15 protein-coding genes and 2 pseudogenes are annotated in these 18,257 nt (G+C 69.1%); 9 read left to right on the forward strand and 8 right to left on the reverse strand.

Annotation, left to right across the window (positions count from 1 at the left end; genetic code table 11):
- Positions 1 to 5: 5 nt before the first annotated feature.
- The 5 genes and pseudogenes from pyrF to BLO63_RS09540 all read left to right on the forward strand — a co-directional run bounded on the left by pyrF (position 6) and on the right by BLO63_RS09540 (position 2,358).
- Positions 6 to 716, forward strand: a complete 711-nt coding sequence (gene pyrF, locus BLO63_RS09525) for an orotidine-5'-phosphate decarboxylase (RefSeq protein ID WP_091439561.1) — start codon at positions 6 to 8, stop codon at positions 714 to 716.
- A 24-nt stretch (positions 717 to 740) separates the two neighbouring features.
- Positions 741 to 1,040: pseudogene (locus BLO63_RS21315) on the forward strand (DUF1330 domain-containing protein); the annotation flags it as partial.
- 51 nt (positions 1,041 to 1,091) lie between these two features.
- A pseudogene (locus tag BLO63_RS21320) lies at positions 1,092 to 1,361 on the forward strand (DUF1330 domain-containing protein); the annotation flags it as partial.
- A 189-nt stretch (positions 1,362 to 1,550) separates the two neighbouring features.
- The gene (rpsU, locus tag BLO63_RS09535) at positions 1,551 to 1,793 is read left to right on the forward strand and encodes a 30S ribosomal protein S21 (RefSeq protein ID WP_091439565.1); all 243 of its coding nucleotides are present in this window, start codon (positions 1,551 to 1,553) and stop codon (positions 1,791 to 1,793) included.
- A 100-nt stretch (positions 1,794 to 1,893) separates the two neighbouring features.
- The gene (locus tag BLO63_RS09540; RefSeq protein WP_091439567.1) at positions 1,894 to 2,358 is read left to right on the forward strand and encodes a GNAT family N-acetyltransferase; all 465 of its coding nucleotides are present in this window, start codon (positions 1,894 to 1,896) and stop codon (positions 2,356 to 2,358) included.
- Between the two features lie 27 nt (positions 2,359 to 2,385).
- Here BLO63_RS09540 and BLO63_RS09545 read toward each other — a convergent pair whose 3' ends face one another.
- The 3 genes from BLO63_RS09545 to BLO63_RS09555 form a co-directional block, all read right to left on the reverse strand.
- Positions 2,386 to 2,658 carry a hypothetical protein gene (locus BLO63_RS09545; protein WP_018388667.1) on the reverse strand — a complete coding sequence of 91 codons (273 nt, stop codon included), beginning with the start codon at positions 2,656 to 2,658 and terminating at the stop codon, positions 2,386 to 2,388.
- A gap of 169 nt (positions 2,659 to 2,827) precedes the next feature.
- Positions 2,828 to 3,232: a TIGR02301 family protein gene (locus tag BLO63_RS09550; RefSeq protein WP_244517784.1), complete on the reverse strand. Its 405-nt coding sequence runs from the start codon at positions 3,230 to 3,232 to the stop codon at positions 2,828 to 2,830.
- Positions 3,233 to 3,281: 49 nt separating this feature from the next.
- Positions 3,282 to 3,725, reverse strand: a complete 444-nt coding sequence (locus BLO63_RS09555; RefSeq protein WP_091439572.1) for an NUDIX hydrolase — start codon at positions 3,723 to 3,725, stop codon at positions 3,282 to 3,284.
- Between the two features lie 138 nt (positions 3,726 to 3,863).
- Here BLO63_RS09555 and BLO63_RS09560 point away from each other — a divergent pair, with 138 nt between their 5' ends.
- Positions 3,864 to 4,175, forward strand: coding sequence for a hypothetical protein (locus BLO63_RS09560; protein ID WP_091439574.1), 312 nt, complete (start codon positions 3,864 to 3,866; stop codon positions 4,173 to 4,175).
- Positions 4,176 to 4,188: 13 nt separating this feature from the next.
- Here BLO63_RS09560 and dapE read toward each other — a convergent pair whose 3' ends face one another.
- From dapE to argB, 4 genes are all read right to left on the reverse strand, one after another.
- The gene (gene dapE / locus BLO63_RS09565) at positions 4,189 to 5,403 is read right to left on the reverse strand and encodes a succinyl-diaminopimelate desuccinylase (RefSeq protein ID WP_091439576.1); all 1,215 of its coding nucleotides are present in this window, start codon (positions 5,401 to 5,403) and stop codon (positions 4,189 to 4,191) included.
- A gap of 147 nt (positions 5,404 to 5,550) precedes the next feature.
- Positions 5,551 to 6,393 (reverse strand): 2,3,4,5-tetrahydropyridine-2,6-dicarboxylate N-succinyltransferase, encoded by an 843-nt coding sequence (gene dapD, locus BLO63_RS09570; protein ID WP_091439578.1) that lies wholly within the window; start codon positions 6,391 to 6,393, stop codon positions 5,551 to 5,553.
- A 65-nt stretch (positions 6,394 to 6,458) separates the two neighbouring features.
- Complete coding sequence (locus BLO63_RS09575) at positions 6,459 to 7,184, reverse strand: pyrimidine 5'-nucleotidase (RefSeq protein ID WP_205409298.1); 726 nt, start codon at positions 7,182 to 7,184, stop codon at positions 6,459 to 6,461.
- Between the two features lie 106 nt (positions 7,185 to 7,290).
- Positions 7,291 to 8,184, reverse strand: coding sequence for an acetylglutamate kinase (gene argB / locus BLO63_RS09580; RefSeq protein WP_091439580.1), 894 nt, complete (start codon positions 8,182 to 8,184; stop codon positions 7,291 to 7,293).
- Positions 8,185 to 8,392: 208 nt separating this feature from the next.
- Here argB and BLO63_RS09585 point away from each other — a divergent pair, with 208 nt between their 5' ends.
- From BLO63_RS09585 to mutS, 3 genes are read left to right on the forward strand one after another with little or no spacing between them, the layout of a single operon-like run.
- Entirely contained in the window at positions 8,393 to 9,865 is a 1,473-nt protein-coding gene (locus tag BLO63_RS09585; RefSeq protein ID WP_425284329.1) for an MATE family efflux transporter, read from the forward strand.
- 9 nt (positions 9,866 to 9,874) lie between these two features.
- Complete coding sequence (locus BLO63_RS09590; RefSeq protein WP_091439582.1) at positions 9,875 to 10,363, forward strand: MmcB family DNA repair protein; 489 nt, start codon at positions 9,875 to 9,877, stop codon at positions 10,361 to 10,363.
- 59 nt (positions 10,364 to 10,422) lie between these two features.
- Positions 10,423 to 13,191 (forward strand): DNA mismatch repair protein MutS, encoded by a 2,769-nt coding sequence (gene mutS / locus BLO63_RS09595; protein ID WP_091439585.1) that lies wholly within the window; start codon positions 10,423 to 10,425, stop codon positions 13,189 to 13,191.
- A gap of 212 nt (positions 13,192 to 13,403) precedes the next feature.
- Here mutS and BLO63_RS09600 read toward each other — a convergent pair whose 3' ends face one another.
- The gene (locus BLO63_RS09600; protein WP_091439588.1) at positions 13,404 to 18,176 is read right to left on the reverse strand and encodes a Calx-beta domain-containing protein; all 4,773 of its coding nucleotides are present in this window, start codon (positions 18,174 to 18,176) and stop codon (positions 13,404 to 13,406) included.
- Positions 18,177 to 18,257: the final 81 nt, after the last annotated feature.

Raw genomic sequence — 18,257 nt, forward strand, 5'->3', positions numbered from 1 at the left:
TCTTCATGCACGCCCCCGTTCCCGATCCGCGCGACCGGCTCATCGTCGCGCTCGACCTGCCCTCGGTCGGGGCGGCGGAGAGCATCGTCTCCCGGCTCGGCGACAGCGTGAGCTTCTACAAGATCGGCTATGAGCTCGGCTTTGCCGGCGGCCTCGGCCTTGCCCGCGAGCTGATCGCCGATGGCCGCAAGGTGTTCATCGACTTCAAGCTGCACGATATCGGCAACACGGTGGCGCGCGGCGTCGCCAGCCTCGCCGGGCTCGGCGCCAGCTTCGCCACCGTGCACGCCTACCCCCAGACCATGCGCGCGGCGATGGAAGGCAAGGGGGCGAGCCCGCTGCGCATCCTCGCCGTCACCGTGCTGACCTCCTATGACGCGGCCGACCTCACCGAGGCCGGCTATGCCGCGAGCGTCGCCGAAACAGTGGCGCGCCGGGTGGCGCAGGCGCGCGAGATCGGCATTGACGGTATCGTCTGCGCCCCGACCGACGCGACCTCCGTGCGCGCCGCGCTCGGCCCCAAGGGCGCCATCGTCACCCCCGGCGTGCGTCCGGACGGCAGCGACGTCGGCGACCAGAAGCGCATCGCCACGCCGTTTGCCGCCATCCGCGCCGGTGCCGACCATCTGGTGGTCGGCCGGCCGATCGTCGCCTCGCCCGATCCCGCCGCAGCCGCCCGTGCGGTGCAGGCCGAAATCGCCCGCGCCCTTTCCTGAACCGACGCAAAAGGACCGAGAACAATGGCCAAGGGCTACTGGATCAGCCGCCTCGATGTGCACGACACGGACGGCTACAAGCCCTATCTACAGGGCGCGGAGCCGGCGATCGCCGCCTTTGGCGGGCGTTTCCTGGTGCGCGGCGGCACGCCTGAGGCGCTGGAGGGCACCGCGCGCTCGCGCAATGTCGTGGTCGAATTCAAGGATTACGACACCGCCCTCGCCTGCTTCCACTCGCCGGAATACCAGGCCGCCTACACCCATCGCGTGGCCTCCTCGGAGGGCGAGCACCTGATCATCGAGGGCTATGAGGGCGACCAACCCGCTTCCGGCACCATTTCCGGCCCGGCGGCCGGGCCCGGCACCGGCTATTGGGTGATGCGGATCGATGTTCACGACATGGAGACCTACAAGTCCTATGTCGCGGCCGATGCCATCGCCATCGCGAAATATGAAGGCTGGTTTGTGGTGCGCGGCGGCCGGCACGAGGGGGTGCACGGTGCGGCCCGCTCGCGCAACGTGCTGGTCGCCTTCAAGGACCTTAAGACCGCGCTAGCCTGCTACCACTCGCCGGAATATCAGGCGGCGCTGGCTTTCCGCAGCAAGGCGGCGGTGGCCGAGGTGATCGCCATCGTTGGCGTGTGAGGGCTGCTTTCGGCGGCTTCACGCGGCTTTGTCGCGCCCCGGCCCGCGTGATGGTGGACAAGCGTGGGGAGTCCTGCTATGTGCCCTCACCCTGATTGGCTGCCCGCCATCCCGTAGGTTTCGGGAGACCCGCGCCAATCGCCAGAATTCAACGATGCGCGATACGCGAAGCACGAAAGAGGAAGACACGTGCAGGTTCTCGTTCGGGACAACAACGTCGATCAGGCCCTCAAGGCGCTGAAGAAGAAGATGCAGCGCGAAGGCATCTTTCGCGAGATGAAGCTGCGCGGGCACTACGAGAAGCCGTCCGAGAAGCGCGCCCGCGAGGAGGCCGAGGCCGTCCGTCGTGCGCGCAAGCTGGCCCGCAAGCGCGCCCAGCGCGAAGGCCTGCTGCCCTCGAAGCCCAAGGTCGTTCCCAGCGGCCCCCGCTGAGACGACGCCGGATGGCCCCGGCAGGGGCTGTCGGGACGCAAGAGATTTCCAAGCGCGGTGACGCCAGTCGCCGCGCTTTTTGCGTTGGAGATTCACCCGCATGACATCCGCCGGCACCGTGTCGGACCTGCGCAGGGTCCCCGCCTTCACGGCCGTGGTCGCCGAACGTGTCTGGCGGGCGTGGTGGGAGGCGGACGGCGTGCCGCTTGCCGCCCTGCGCGCCCGGCTCGACGAGAGCCTTGGGCCGAACGCGGTGCCGACGACCTTCGTCGCGCATGAAGGCGCGCGCTTTCGCGGCTGCGTCGCACTCATCGCCAGCGATCTCGACCAGCGTCCGCAACTGACACCCTGGGCGGCCGCGCTGTGGGTGGAGCCTGAGGTGAGAGCGCAGGGCATCGGCGCCGCCCTGCTGGCGCATGCGACCGAGGCGGCGTTCGCGGCCGGCCATGCGCAAGTCTATCTGGCGGCGGAGGCGCCGCTGGCGCCCTATTACGCCGCGCGCGGCTGGGCACTCAGCGAATCGGATGTCGACGGGCTGGAGATTTTCGTCCGGCGCAAGGGCTAGAGGCGACGCCTTCGCTCGGCGCCGCGGCTACTGGCGATTATAGGGAATCGTGTACTCGCCGGCGCGGATGCGCTCGGCCAGGCGCTCGGCAAAGCCGGCGGCGGCTTCCTCGCCATAGGTGGCGACCATCGAGCGGATGGCGGTGAACAGGGCCGCCTGGGCAAGGCAGTCCTCGTCGAGCCCGTCATAGACGGCCTCGTTCCACGCCTCATCGAGATAGGCGAGCGCAGCATGGCGCTCGTCCTCGTGAGCCTGGTCGGCCTTGTCGTCGATATCGAGCGTTCCAGGAAGCTGAGACAAACCAAATCCTCCGCGTGCCGAGTTTCCGCCCTGCGGGGCACGCAACGACCAAACCTTAGCATGCCCCGGCGGCACGTCCGCCCAAGAATTGAAGGACGGTTAATTTGCCGCGGCAAAAATGCGACAGGTGTGACATAATCGTTCGATCGCCCGGCTCCTGCGCCGCGGCTCAGTTGCTGCCGTAGCGGGTCGCAACGTCGCGGGCGAGCTTGGCGCCGGTCTCCAGATAGCGCTGGCTGGCCAGTTCCGCCGAGGGCGTGCAGACGCGATAGACTTGCCGATAGCTCTCATAGCCGGCGTTGAAGGCGCCGGTGAGCTGGCCACGGCGGGCGCCGGCGGGCGCCTCCACATCCAGAAGGCTCTGCATCTCGTCGCGCCAGCGCGTCGCCTCGGCCGCCCCGCAAAGCGGGCGCAGATAGTGCAGGGCGCCAAGGATTTCGGCCAGATGCAGCAGCTCGCCCTCATAGGGCGGGGCACCGCCCTGGGTCGCCTGCGCCGCCGCCGGCCGTGTGGCGAGGGCGAGGGTCGCCAGCAGCAGGGCGAGCAGTAGGGTGACGGGCGCAGTGCGTCGCATGGGCGTGTGGTGCGCCGGCGCCGCGCGAGCGTCAAGAGCCCGCATGGGCCTACTGAGCCTCCGGCGCGTCGTCGGCCCGTGCCAGCAGACAGGCCGCCTCAATGATGCCGGTGAGCCCCTCGGTCGTTTCCTGCGGCAGGGCCTCGGGATCGAACCAGCCGACTTCCGCCGCCTCGGGGCCGATGCGGGGCTCGCCGCCCACCCAACGCGCGGCATGGCTCACCACCACGAAATGGGCGGCCAGCACGCCTTCCCGATCATGCTGGATGATGTCGAGTGCGCCGGCGACGCCGACAATCGCGCAGGTCACACCCACCTCTTCCATCACCTCGCGCGCGGCCGCCTCGGCCAGCGTCTCGCCCGGCTCGACCCGCCCGCCCGGCAAGGTCCACAGCCCCAGCGAAGGAGGCCGGCCGCGCCGGGCCAGCAGGACCTTGCCATCGCGGAAGACGGCGGCGCTGGTGGCGAGCACGGGGCGGGGCATGTTCGGCATGGCGGGCGTCCGGTGAACGAATCAGGCCATCCTATCCGGTTTCGCCCCCGGCGCCGGAAGCGGCAAGGCTTGACCGCGCCCGATTGGAGCCGCATTCGGATCGGAAAATCGGCACGGTTGCAGGCGACGGGGGACAACATGGGCAGGACGGCGACGAACGGACGCAGCGCCCGGCGCTCGGGTGCCCAGGCCCTGCTTCTCGCCGGGGCAACGCTCCTCGGCAGCCTGCCGGCAGCGGCACAGGCCACCGCCCCCGGCCGCCCAGCCAACACCGCCGCCGCCGAGAAGAGCGATCCCGCCTGCGCCCGCTATGGCGCCGGCTTCACCCGCCTGGCCGGGTCCTCCACCTGCGTGAAGATCAGCGGCAGCGTGCAGACCGACCTCTATTCCACCGATGTGAACAGCACGAGCCGGGTCGACGCCCTCGCGCCGGGACTGAAGAGCCGATAGGCCGCGTCCGCCCTCAGCGCCCGAACAGCGCGAAGTAGCGGGCGATCACACCGGCATAGACGCGGGTGAGCGCCGCCACCTCTCCGACCGGCGTCGATTCGTCCACCGCATGCATGCTGGTGCCCACCAGCCCAAACTCGACCACCGGGCAGTGATCCTTGATGAAGCGCGCATCCGAGGTGCCGCCCGTGGTGGAGAGTTCCGGCCGGCGGCCGGTCGCCGCCGCGATCGCCTCGACCACGAGGTCGACGAATTCGCCCGGGGCGGTGAGGAAGCTGTCGGAGGAGCGGGCCTCGAAGGCGAGGGTGAAACGCACCTCGTTGCCGGCTGCCGCCCTCAGGCGCCGCTCGATCTCGGCGGCGAGCGTGTCCGGCGTCCACAGGTCGTTGAAGCGAATATTGAAGCGCGCCCGCGCCTCGGCGGGAATCACGTTGAAGGCCGGATTGCCGACATCGACCGAGACGATCTCAAGGTTCGACGCCTGGAAGTGCGCGTTGCCGCCGTCCAGCGGCTCGGCTTTCAGCGCGGCGAGCAGCTTCACCATGCCGGGAATCGGGTTCTCGGCGAGATGGGGATAGCCGACATGGCCCTGCCGGCCATGCACGGTGAGCGTGCCGGACAGCGAGCCGCGCCGGCCGATCTTCACCATGTCGCCCAGCGTTGCCCGCGAGGTGGGCTCACCCAGCACACAATGGTCGATCCGCTCGTCGCGGTCGGCCAGCCAGCGCAGCAGCTTCTCGGTGCCGTTGATCGCCGGGCCCTCCTCGTCGCCGGTGAGCAGGAAGGAGATCGAGCCCGGCAGCTCCGCATGGTCGGGGTCGTGGCCATGGGCGCCGGCAAAATCGAGCCCGGCCGCGATGAAGGCGGCGACGCCGCCCTTCATGTCGACCGCGCCGCGCCCATAGATGACCCCCTCGTGGATCGCGCCCTCGAAGGGGGGAAAGCGCCAATGCGCGGCATCGCCGGGCGGCACCACGTCGGTATGGCCGGCAAAGCACAGATTGGGGCCGCGCGTGCCGAAGCGGGCATAGAGATTCTCCACATCCGGCGTGTCCGGGCCGGTCAGCGTCACCCGGTGGGTGGCGAAGCCGGCATTGGAGAGCACGGCGTCGAGATAGGCCAGCGCGCCGCCCTCCGCCGGGGTAACGGAGGGGCAGCGTATCAGCGTGCGCAGGATATCGACGGGGTCTGCCGGGGCGGCGGAAACGACGGAAGGGGTGGCGGACATGCGTGATCCTCTCCTCGTCATCCCGGACGGCCGGCGGCCGAGCGGGGATCGCGGGCCGGCCCCATGGCCGCCTGCCGCGAACGGTCCCGGCTCTTGGCTACGCTTCGGCCGGGATGACGGTCAAGCGGGAGCGCGAGGAACCGGCGCTCAGTCGCGCAGCAGGTCGTTGATCGAAGTCTTGGAGCGGGTCTGCTCGTCCACGCGCTTGACGATCACCGCGCAGTAGAGCGAGGGCCCCGGCTGGCCGTTCGGCAGCGGCTTGCCGGGCAGGGCGCCGGGCACGACGACCGAATAGGCCGGCACTTCGCCGATGAAGACCTCGCCAGTGGCGCGGTCGATGATCTTGGTGGTGGCGGAGATGAACACGCCCATGGAGAGCACCGCGCCGCGGCGGACGATGACGCCCTCGACCACTTCCGAGCGGGCGCCGATGAAGCAGTCATCCTCGATGATGACCGGGCCGGCCTGCAGCGGCTCCAGCACGCCGCCAATGCCGACGCCGCCGGACAGATGCACGTTCTTGCCGATCTGGGCGCAGGAGCCGACGGTCGCCCAGGTGTCGACCATCGAGCCGGCATCGACGCGGGCGCCGAGATTCACGAAGGAGGGCATCAGCACCACATTCGGCGCGATGAAGGCGGAGCGGCGGACGATGGCGCCCGGCACGGCGCGGAAGCCGGCGGCACGGAACTCGGCCTCACCCCAGGCCTCGAACTTGGAGGGCACCTTGTCCCACCAATGGGCGCCGCCGGGGGCGCCGGGAATGGCGGTCATGTCGTTGAGGCGGAAAGAGAGCAGCACCGCCTTCTTGAGCCACTGGTTGACGGTCCAGTGGCCGTCCGCGCCCGGCTCGGCGACGCGCGCCGTGCCGGCGTCGAGCAGGGCCAGCGCCTCGTTCACCGCATGACGAATCTCGCCGCCGGTCTCGAAATTGACCTCCGCCCGGTTGTCGAAGGCGGTTTCGATGATGCTCTGAAGCTGGCTCGACATGTCATTCTCCGCTGTTCGCGGGTCTTGTCCGGTCGCCGGGCGCTTCTGTCAACGGTCCAGTCGCATCAGGAGCTCCGAAGGCCGTTCAGGAACGCCGTCAGATCGTCCGTCACCACGTCGATATGGGCGCCGTCGCGGCCCTCATGCTCCCACGCCTCGCGGTCGGCGGGGTTCACGGCAAGGCCCGGCGGCGCCACCAGCACGGTGCGCATACCGAGCATGGCCGGCACTTCGAGATTGCGGGCGAGGTCCTCGAACATCGCCGCCCGGGTCGGGTCGACCTCGAAGCGGGTGAGGAAACCGCGATAGGCGATCTCGTGCGGCTTGGGGTGGAATTCCGAGGAGACGATGTCGTGCACATCGGCGAAGTGCTCGGAAATGCCGAGCTTGGCGAGAACCTGCTCGGCATGGCCGCGCGAGCCATTGGTGTAGACCAGCTTGCGGCCCGGCAGCGCGCCGAGCGCCTCGCCCAGCGCCGGGGCGGCGTCGAGGCTGGCGAGGTCGATGGCGTGGACATGGGCGAGAAAGTCGTCCGGGTCCATCGCGTGCTCGATCATCAGCCCGCGCAGCGAGGTGCCGTATTTCCGGTAATAGCCCTTCTGCAGCGCGAAGGCCTCGTCCAGCGTCAGGCCGAGAAAGTTCGCGATATAGGCGCGCATCTTCATGTCGATCTGCCGCCACAGGTCGAGCCCGGGCGGGTAGAGCGTGTTGTCGAGGTCGAACACCCAGGTCTCGACATGGGAGAAGTCGATGGGTGCGGTGGCGCGGGCTTCGATGGGGGGCGTCGTCATGGCGCCATCCATAGCGAAGACCGGGCCGTCGGGCGAGGCCTTCGTCATCCCGGTTGCTGCGCAGCGAAAGGCCGGGATGACGCGTGGGGTCGCGCGATGTCTGGCGTCAGCGGGTGATCAGCGTGCCGGCGCCGTGGTCGGTCAGCAGCTCCAGCAGCACCGCATGCGGCACCTTGCCGTCGAGGATCACCACCCCCTCGACACCCTGCTCCAGCGCGTAGATGCAGGTTTCCACCTTGGGGATCATGCCGCCGGAAATCGTGCCGTCGGCGATCAGCGCCCGCGCCTGGGCGATGGTGAGCTCCTTGATGAGCTGCTTGTCCGCGTCGAGCACGCCGGGCACGTCGGTCAGCAGCAGCAGCCGCTTGGCGCCAAGCGCGCCGGCGATGGCGCCGGCAAAGGTGTCGGCATTGACGTTGAAGGTGCCGCCGCCCTTGCCGGTGGCGACCGGCGCCAGCACCGGAATCAGCTCGCGACCGAGGATTTGGTCGAGCACCGTGGTGTCCACCGTCTCGGGCTCGCCGACAAAGCCGAGATCGATCACCTGCTCGATGTTCGAATCGGGATCGCGGACCGAGCGCGTCACCTTGGAGGCAACGACCATGTTGCCGTCCTTGCCGGACAGGCCAAGCGCCTTGCCGCCAGCCTCGTTGATGAAGCCGACAAGGGATTTGTTGATCGAGCCCGCGAGCACCATCTCGACGATCTCGACGGTGGCCTTGTCGGTGATGCGCAGCCCGGCGGCGAATTCCGACTTGATGCCGAGCTTGGACAGCATGGCGCCGATCTGCGGCCCGCCGCCATGCACCACGACCGGGTTCACGCCGGACTGTTCGAGCAGCACGATGTCCTGCGCGAAGTCCCGCGCCACCTGCTCGTCACCCATGGCGTGGCCGCCATATTTCACCACGATGATGGCGTCGTCATAGCGCTGCATGTGCGGCAGCGCCTGCACCAGCACGCGGGCCTTGGTGTGATCGTCGATGGTCTCAGCGGTCATGGTGGGTCCGTTGCACGGGTGAGCAAGGGGCGAGACGGGCGCGGGCCACTGGGGGCGGCCGGAGGGAGAGCCCTTCTAGCCGATTTCGATGACGCTTCTCAATCATCGCCTTGTGTCGGCGGCATGGCCGCAGGCCGGGCGGGCGTGCAAGCCATGGCTTGCGCCGGTGAGCCTGTCCGCCGGCCGCCGCGCGTGCCATATCCAGCCGATGGACACGCCCTCCCCCCGCAAGCCCCTCAAGGCCCGCTTCGTTGAAGGTTCGACGCTGCGCCATGTCGCGACCATGACGGCGGCCGGCTCGGTCGGCCTGATGGCGGTGTTCGTCGTCGACCTGCTGAACCTGTTCTACATCTCGCTGCTCGGCGAGGAGGAACTGGCGGCCGCCATCGGCTATGCCGGCACGGTGATGTTCTTCACCACCTCGGTCGGCATCGGCGTGATGATTTCCGGCTCGGCGCTGGTGTCGCGGGCGATTGGCAGCGGGCGGCTCGGTGACGGGCGGCGGCTCTCCACCTCCTCACTCATCTACATGGCGCTCGCCACCGGGCTGATGACGCTCATGATGCTGCCCTTTCTCGGGCCGCTGCTGGCGCTGCTCGGTGCCAGCGGCCGGACGCTGGAGCTGGCGCGGAATTTCCTGCTCATCGTACTGCCCTCCACGCCCCTGCTCGGGCTCGGCATGGCGGCCTCGGGCACGCTGCGCGGCATTGGCGACGCGCGGCGCTCGATGTGGGTCACGCTGTCGGGCGGCCTCGCCACCGCCGCGCTCGACCCGCTGCTGATTCTCTGGCTCGGCCTCGGTGTCGAGGGCGCCGCCATCGCCACGGTGATCGCCCGCGTGGCGATGACCGCCTATGGGCTGAACGCGGTGATCCGGGTGCATCGGCTCGCGGCGCGGCCGAAGCTGGCCGATTTCATGGCCGATGTCGGCCCGCTCTCGGCCATCGCCGTGCCGGCGATCCTCACCAACATCGCCACTCCGGTCGGCAACGCCTATGTCACCTACGCCCTCGCCCCGCATGGCGATGCGGCGGTGGCGGCCTGGGCGGTGATCGGCCGGCTGATCCCGGTCGCCTTCGGCCCGCTCTTCGCCCTCACCGGCGCCATCGGCCCGGTGATCGGCCAGAATGTGGGAGCCGAACGCTATGACCGGGTGCGGCAGACCGTGCGCGACAGCCTGAAGCTGACCCTCGCCTATGTGCTCAGCGTCTGGCTGATCCTGGCGCTGGCCCGCCAGCCCATTGCCGGGGTGTTCGGCCTGTCGGCGGAGGGCGTGGCGCTGGTCGAGTTCTTCTGCCTCTACGCGGCCGGCGCCTATGTGTTCTTTGGCGCCCTGTTCGTCGCCAATGCGGCCTTCAACAATCTGGGCGCGCCGCTGCTCTCCACCCTGTTCAACTGGGGCCGGGCGACGCTCGGCACCATCCCCTTCGTCTGGCTTGGCGGGCGCTGGTATGGGGTCGAGGGGGTGATCGCCGGACAGGCGCTGGGATCGGTCGCCTTCGGCGTCACGGCGCTGATCTGCGCCTTCGCCGTGGTGCGCCGGCTGCATGCCGGCACGCCGCCGCCCACACCGGCAACGGCGCTGGCGGGCCCGGAACTGCCGCCCTTCTCGCGCGGCGAGGACGCACCGGCCATAGAGACCGCTGCGGGGGTCTTCCCCCGCGAGGAGGAGAACGGATAGAGTACGGGAATGAGCGATAGCAGCTTTCCCGACCTCGTCCTGCCCCCGGACGGGCGTCAGTCCGAGACCGCCCGCGGCATCCAGCGCGGCGCGCTGCGCTATCTGGCGGCGCGCGGGCTTGTCGGCGTGCCGGAATTCTGCCTCGCCTCCGGCCGGCGGGCGGATATCGCCGCTCTCGACATGCGCGGCGAGGTGTGGGTGGTCGAGATCAAGTCCTCGGTCATCGACTTCCGCACCGACCGCAAATGGACCGAATACCGCCTGCATTGCGACCGGCTGTTCTTCGCCGTCGGGCCGGACTTTCCGCTCGACATTCTCCCCGAGGACACCGGCATCCTGGTCGCCGACCCGTTCGGCGCCGGGCTGGTGCGCGAGGCGCCGCGCCATCCCATGGCTGGCGCCACCCGCAAGGCGCTGACCCTGCGCTTCGCCCGCGCTGCCGCCGGAAGACTGATGGCGCTGATGGACCCCGAGGCGCTGCGCGGGATCGCGCTTTAGAGGGGATAACCGGCCATGGCGCTTGAAACGCGCCCCCCGCCTCTGCCAGCGTCCCCTTCATGGATCAGCCTTTGAACAGCACCACGTCCGGCGAGGCTCCGAACCCGCCTGCCTCGCCCAAGGCGGCAGGCGATATCGAGCGCGTGACGCCGATGATGGCGCAGTACATCGAGATCAAGACCGCCAATCCTGGCAGCCTGCTGTTCTACCGGATGGGCGATTTCTACGAGCTGTTTCTCGAAGACGCCGAGATCGCCGCGCGGGCGCTCGGCATCGTGCTCACCAAGCGCGGCAAGCACCAGGGCGAGGACATCCCGATGTGCGGGGTGCCGGTGGACCGGGCCGAGGAATATCTGCACAAGCTGATCGCCGCCGGCTACCGCGTCGCCGTGTGCGAGCAGATGGAGCCGCCGGCCGAGGCGAAGAAGCGCGGCCCGAAAAGCGTCGTGAAGCGCGACGTGATCCGCCTCGTCACCCCCGGCACGCTCACCGAGGACGCGCTGCTCGACGCCCGGCGCGAGAATGTGCTGGCGAGCCTCGCCCGGGTGAAGGGCGGGGCGGGCGAAGAGGGCGACGGCTATGTCTACGCCCTCGCCTTTGCCGACATCTCCACCGGCTCCTTCCGCGTCGCCGAGACCGACAGCACAAGGCTTTCCGCCGATCTCGCCCGCATCGAGCCGGCCGAATTGCTGGTCGCCGATGCGGTCTATGAGGATGCGGAGCTGCGCCCGCTCTGGCGCTCCCTGCCGGCCGTCACCCCGCTGCCGAAGGAGAGCTTCGACGGCGCCACCGCCGGACGCCGCATTGCCGGCTTCTTCCAGGTGGCGACGCTTGATTCCTTTGGTGTTTTCTCCCGCGCCGAGCTGGCCGCCGCCGGGGCCATCGTCGCCTATATCGAGCGCACCCAGCTCGGCGCCCGCCCGCCGCTCGGCCGGCCGCAGCGCGAGGCTTCCAGCGAGGCGATGATCATCGACCCGGCGACCCGGGCCAACCTCGAAATCCTGCGCACCACCACCGGCGAGCGCAGCGGCAGCCTCTGGGCGGCGGTGGATCGTACCGTCACCTCGGCCGGCGCGCGCCTGCTCGCCCGCCGCCTGGCCGAGCCGCTGACCGACCCGAAACGGATCGCCGATCGGTTCGATGCGGTGGAGTGTCTGGCCGATGAGACCGGCTTGCGCGCCCAGTTGCGCGACCGCCTTGCCGGCGTGCCGGACCTTGCCCGCGCCCTCTCGCGGGTGGCGCTGGGGCGTGCCGGCCCGCGCGACCTCGCCGCCATCGGGCGAGGGCTGCTTGAGGGCACCGCCATCGCCGGGCTGATCGCCGACGCCCCGGCACCGGCCGAGCTGACGCGGGCCGCCGCCGCGCTCACAGGCGTCGATCCCGCGCTGGCGGCGACGCTCACCGCCGCGCTCGCCGACGAACTGCCGCTCAACCGCCGCGATGGCGGCTTCATCCGTGCCGGCTACCAGGGCGAACTCGACGCCACCCGCGCCCTGCGCGACGAGAGCCGGCGCGTGGTGGCGGCGCTGGAGCGGCGCTATGTCGAGGAGACGGGGGTGCGCGCCCTCAAGATCCGGCACAATGCGGTGCTCGGCTATTTCGTCGAGGTGAGCCAGCAGAATGCCGACCGGCTGCGCGAGCCGCCCTTCGACGCCGTCTTCATGCACCGCCAGACCATGGCGGGGGCGATGCGCTTCACCTCCACCGAGCTGGCCGAGCTGGAGGCGAAGATATCCAGCGCCGGCGAGCGGGCGCTGGCGCTGGAGCAGATTCTGTTCGACGAGCTGGTCGGCGCGGTCATGGGCCAGACCGAGGCGATCCGCGCCTGCGCCGAGGCGCTCGCGGTCATCGACGTCACCGCCGGCCTCGCCAAGCTGGCGGTGGACGAGCGCCATGTGCGCCCGGAGGTGGATGACGGGCTCGATTTCCGCATCGAGGGCGGCCGCCACCCGGTGGTGGAGCAGGCGCTGCGCCGCGATGGCGGGCCGTTCGTCGCCAATGAGTGCGAGCTTTCCCCGCCCGAGGGTGCCCGCGCCGGGCGGATCTGGCTGGTCACCGGCCCGAACATGGCGGGCAAATCGACCTTCCTGCGCCAGAACGCGCTGATCGCCATCCTCGCCCAGGCCGGCGCCTTCGTGCCGGCGACGTTCGCCCGCATCGGCGTGGTCGACCGGCTGTTCTCGCGCGTCGGCGCGACGGATGATCTGGCGCGCGGGCGCTCCACCTTCATGGTCGAGATGGTGGAGACCGCCGCCATCCTCAACCAGGCGACGGAGCGCTCGCTGGTCATTCTCGACGAGATCGGCCGTGGCACCGCGACCTTTGACGGGCTTTCCATCGCCTGGGCGAGCCTTGAGCACCTGCACGAGACCAATCGCTGCCGGGGCCTGTTCGCCACCCATTTCCACGAGCTGACCGCGCTGTCCCAGCGCCTTTCCCGCCTCGTCAACGCGACGGTGAAGGTGAAGGAGTGGGAAGGCGAGGTGATCTTCCTGCACGAGGTGGTGCCGGGCGCCGCCGACCGCTCCTATGGCATCCAGGTCGCCAAGCTCGCCGGCCTGCCGCACGCGGTGGTGGAGCGCGCCCGCGCCGTGCTGACCGAGCTGGAGTCCGCCGACCGCGCCGCCCCGACCCAGCGCATCCTCGACGACCTTCCCCTCTTCGCCGCGCTCAACCGCGCCCCGCCTCCCGCCGCGCCGGCCGCGAAGGCGGACCCGGTGGCGGCGGCGGTGAAGGACGCGCTGGCCGGCATCGACCCCGACGAGATGACCCCGCGCGAGGCGCTGGAAGCGCTGTACCGGCTGAAGGCGGCAGCGAAGGGCGGGTAGTCGCCCCCCTGGCGCGAAGCCGCGTCGATGCCCGGGCCGCGCCGGGCATGAATGGGCACGTTCACCCGAGAGGCTTCGCACAGGGCTGGCTGGCGTCGCAACGCCCGCTTCCCAGCACCCCCCGGGTGAACAACCTTCATCGCTTCGACAGCTGGAGCGTTTTCGAGCGAAGTGGATGCCGGTTCGCGTGAAAAACGCGACAAAACAAAGAATTAGATCAGGAAGTCGAACTGCGAACTGTCGAAACTGCCCTGTCCGACGATCTGGAAGCGGAGGTCGGCCTGCGGGTCGAGAGCTTCTGTGGCGGGAAGACTGCGCACCACATAGCCGTCCTCGTCGCGCGAGACGATTTCCGCGCCCTCAATGGCGGCGATCTCGTAGGGCGTGGCGATTTCCAGCGTCCAGCCGTCGAGCCCGGCGCCGTCATCGTGCAGCGTCACCTCGGCGGTAAAGTCGAGGGCGCGCGCCTCCACCAGCGCGATCGACACGTCGATCACATCGTCGCTGAGCGGCAGCGAGGCAAGTCGCAGCGCCGCGCCCTCGGCCTCGCCCACGGCCTTGCCGTTGACGACGAAATCCTCCGCCACCACGCTGGCGCCGCCGGGTGAGGCCTGGAAGCCGAAGCTCACCTCGCCCCCCGCCGCCACCTTGCCGTTCCAGGAAGCGTTACGGATGACATAGTGGTCGCCGACATGGCTGACGATCTGGGCGTTCCAGATGTTGGAGATGTCGAACGGCGCGTCGAATTCGACGGTCCAGCCGTTCAGCGCCGCCTCCGGCGTCAGCGTCATCGCGCCGGTGAAGCCGCTGCCCCAGTTGCTGGCCACGGAGAAGGCGACCGCGTCGCCCCCGGCCGGCGGGGCCGCATCGTCATTCTCGATCGTGCCGCGCCCCGTGCCATCGGCCAGGGTGGCGCCGGCCGGGCTGGAAAGAACGAGGTTGAACGTCTCATTGCCCTCCAGAACGGTGTCGCCGATGGCGGCGACCGTGACCGTCTTGCTGGTTTCGCCCGCCGCGAAGGTCAGCATGCCGGACACCGCCTGGTAATCCTGCCCCGCCACGGCCGAGCCATTGGCGGTGGCATAGCGCACGCTCACCGGCCCCTCGGTGGCCTGCGACAGGCTGATGGTGAAGGTGAGCGTACCGGGCGCGCCGGCGCTGCCCTCCGCCGCCGTCGCATCGCTGATGCTGAAGGACGGCAGAGCGGGCGCTGCCGTGTCGTCGTCCTCGATGATGGCGCTTGCCTGGCCGATGCCGATGACCGCGCCCTGCGCATCGCGGATCACGAGGGTGAAGCTCTCATTGGTCTCGGCAAGGCTGTCGCCTGTTATGGCGATCCGCACCGTCTTGGTGGTCTCGCCCGGCGCGAAGCTCAGCGTGCCGCTGGCGGCGGTGAAGTCGTCGGCGCCGGCGCTGCCGGCGAGCGTCTCGTAGCTGACCGTTATCGCCTGCGTCGCCGCCGCCGAGAGGGTGACGGTGAACACCGCAGTGGCGCCGGCCCCGGCGCCGCCCTCGGTGTCGAGATCGAACTGGATGGGTTCGAGATAGGCGAGCTTGTTGGTGTTCACCGTGCGCCAGTCATCGGCGAGGATGCCGCCGGTATCGCCGGAATTGGGGTTCCACGACCAGTAGGTCCAGCTGATGCCTTCCTGCCCGGCGGAAATGTCGATGGTGCCGTCATTGTCGAAATCGCCGGCCATGTAGGAGGTCAGCGCCTCCAGCCAGGGCGCGTCCTTGGGGTCCTGCAGCTTGGTGCCGAACTCGCCGATCAGCACGGGGGCGATGTTCTCGCGGTAGATGTAGCCCCACATCTCGTCGAATTTTTCCGGCAGCTGCGCGGCGAAGTCCGGATCGCTGAACCAGGGCTGCTCATAGACCGAGTTGCCGTAGTCATGGGCGGAATAGACCAGCTTGTTCGGCACATCGAGTTCGATCGGCCGGTCGCGCACGCCCTGGAGATTGCCGCCCCACCAGTAATTGTCGCCCTCATAGGCGGCGACGCCCTCGACGAAGATCAGCCAGTTCGGGTTGACCTCGCCAATGGCGTTGCCGGCGCGCTCGGCGGCGGCCGCCCAGTCGTTTGCCCCGCCGCCGCCCCAGGTGCCGGCATGTGGCTCATTGTGCAGATCGGCGCCGATGACAGCGGTGCTGTCGGCATAGCGTTCGGCCAGCATCTGCCAGTCGTCGATCCACGCCGCCTCCGTGTAGGTGCTGTCGTACCAGAGTCCGTTCTCGGAGGTGCCGGCGCCGAAGGAGGAGCGGTGATGGTCGAGGATGATCTTCAGCCCGATCTCCTCGGCATAGGCGACGATCTTGTCCATGATCTCAAGCGGCGTCAGGCCGGCAAGATCGGGATTCTGGCTGTAATCGATGCCGCTGGCGCTGCTGGCATGAAGGGTGGCGCTGGCGAAGGGCAGGCGGATGGTGTTGAAGCCCAGCTCCTTCATCTGGTCCATCATGTCGGTGTAGGGCCGGGTCCAGACGCCATGCGGCGAGGCATTGGTGGATTCGAAACCGAACCAGTTCACCCCGGCGATCTTCACCGCATTGCCGGCGGAATCGACGATCTGGTTGCCGGAGGTGGAGAACCAGCCCTCCGCCACGCCACCGCCGCCCGCATTGCCTTCCACCACCGTGCCGCCAGAGACGGAGACGGTGGGCGGCGGCGCCACATCGTCATTGACGATGGTGCCGGTCGCGGCGCCGTCCGCCAGCGTGGCGCCGGAGGGGTTCGAGAGCGTGAGGGTCAGCGCCTCATTGCCCTCGACCACCGTGTCGCCTGTCACAGGCACGCGGATGACCTTCGAGGTCTCGCCGGCGGCGAAGGTCAGCGTGCCGGACACCGCCTGATAGTCCTGCCCCGCCACCGCCGTGCCATTGGCGCTGGCATAGGCAACGCTCACCGCGCTGGTCGCGGCCTTGGAGAGGGTGACGGTGAAGGAGAGAGAGGCGGTGCCATCATTGCCTTCGGTCACGCTCGCATCGGCAATGGCCAGCGTCGGCAGAACACGCGCCGGGTCCGCCCCTCCGCCCGCCGGCACACCGTTGACCACGAAGTCATCGGCGACGATCGCGGCCCCGCCGGGCGAGGCCTGGAAGCCGAAGCTCACCGTGCCGCCTGCCGCCACCTTGCCGTTCCAGGAAGCGTTGCGGATCACATAGTGGTCGCCGACATGGCTGACGATCTCGGCGTTCCAGATGTTGGAGATGTCGAAGGCGGCATCGAATTCCACCGTCCAGCCATTCAGCGCGGCGACGGGCTTCAGCGTCATCGCCCCGGTGAAGCCGGCGCCCCAATTGCTTGTCACCGACAGGGCGAGGCTGTCGCCGGAAGGCGCTGGCGCGGCGGCATCGTCGTTCAGCAGCGTGCCGGTCGCCTCGCCATCGGCGATGGTGGCGCCGGTGGGGGTGAGCAGGGTCACGGTGAAGCGCTCATCGGCTTCCGCCACCGTGTCGCCGATCACATCGACATGGATCTGCTTGGCGGTCTCGCCCGGCGCGAAGGTGAGGGTGCCGGTGGCCGCCTCATAGTCCGACCCGGCGAGCGCCGTGCCGTTGGCGGTGCGGTACTGCACCGTCACTGGCGTGGTGGAAGCCTTGTCGAGCGTGACCATGAACATGAAATGCACATGCGCCCCGTCGCCCTCGGCCACCGAGAGATCGGCGATGGAGAGGGCCGGCAGCACGTCCGGCGCCTGCGCGTCGTCATTGACGATGGTGCCGGTCGCCCGCTCATCGGCCAGCGTCGCGCCTGAAGGCGAGGACAGGACGAGATCGAACGCCTCATTGAGCTCGAAGGTGGCGTCGCCATTGATGGCGACCTGCACGGTCTTGGCTGTCTCGCCCGGCTGGAAGGTCAGCCGGCCGAGGGCGGCCTGGTAGTCCGCGCCGGCCAGCGCCGTGCCGTTGAGGGTGGAATAGTCGACACTCACCACGCCCGCCGCCGCCTTGGACAGGGTGACCGTGAAGCTCATCACGCTCGTGCCGCTCTGGCCTTCGGTGAGCTGGGCGTCCGCCACCCGCAGCGTCGGCACCTCGTTGCCGGCATCGGCGCTCTCGATCAGGCCGCGCCATTTCTGGTAGGTGGCATCCTCCACCGCGACGATGTTGTTGTAGTCGAGCTCCGCCAGCGAGACGCCCGCCAGCGTGTAGGTCTGGTTCTGCCCGACAATGGTGATGACCACCGACCCGCCCACCTCGGCGACGGTGAACTCGGCGGGGCGGAAATACTTGAAGTCCAGCCGGTCCACCGCCGGGTCGAAGTCGAGCACGGCCTTGGTGCCATAGTCCCAGTCGATCAGATAGGTGGTGCCGGTGACGCCGCTCGGCGGCGTGCCGGGGCCGGCGGCGGTCGGCCAGAGATCGCTGCCGACGGTGGGAATGTCGGCCCGGCCGATCACCTGCGAATCCGGCACCGAGGCGAAACCGAGCTGCAGGAAGAGCCGGTCTTCCCGCACCTGCGCGGCGTGGAACAGGAAATTCTCCACGGACAGCTCGGCCACGGTGGTGCCGAGCAGGATCAGCGTCTGCCCGGTGGTGTAGTTGCCGATCACCACGCCCTCGGCGCTGTCCACCATGTAGATCTGCTCGCGCGAGCCGTAATAGCGGAAGTCGACCACATCCGTGTCGGGATCGAAGGCGACACGGTCGATCTGGCCGACCTCATGCGAGCGGGCATAGACGGTGTTCGGCGCGCGGGTGATGCCGTGCTCCCAGGCCAGCGCGCCGCTGAGGTCCTGCCGCAGATGATCGTTCTCGACCGGGGTGAAGCTGTTCACCGTGAGCTGGCCGAGCGAGACGCCGGCAATCAGCGTCTGCCTGCCGCTCCACGGGTCCATGAAGGCGACACCTTCCGGCGTGTCGACGACGATATAGCCATGCACCGAGTTCGCGCCGAGATCGAGCTTGTCGGTGGCGGGATCGAAACCCTCGATGCGCCGCTGGCCGGATTCAGGCAATTCCGCGGAATAGATGGTACCGGACATGCTCTGCCTCTCCTCGCCAGATCGCCGCTCTCACCCGAGCGGTAAGAGAATGCATGAGCCGCTCTCATCATCACCGGGGCA

It is taken from the genome of Ancylobacter rudongensis, from assembly GCF_900100155.1.
Classification (GTDB): Bacteria; Pseudomonadota; Alphaproteobacteria; order Rhizobiales; family Xanthobacteraceae; genus Ancylobacter; species Ancylobacter rudongensis.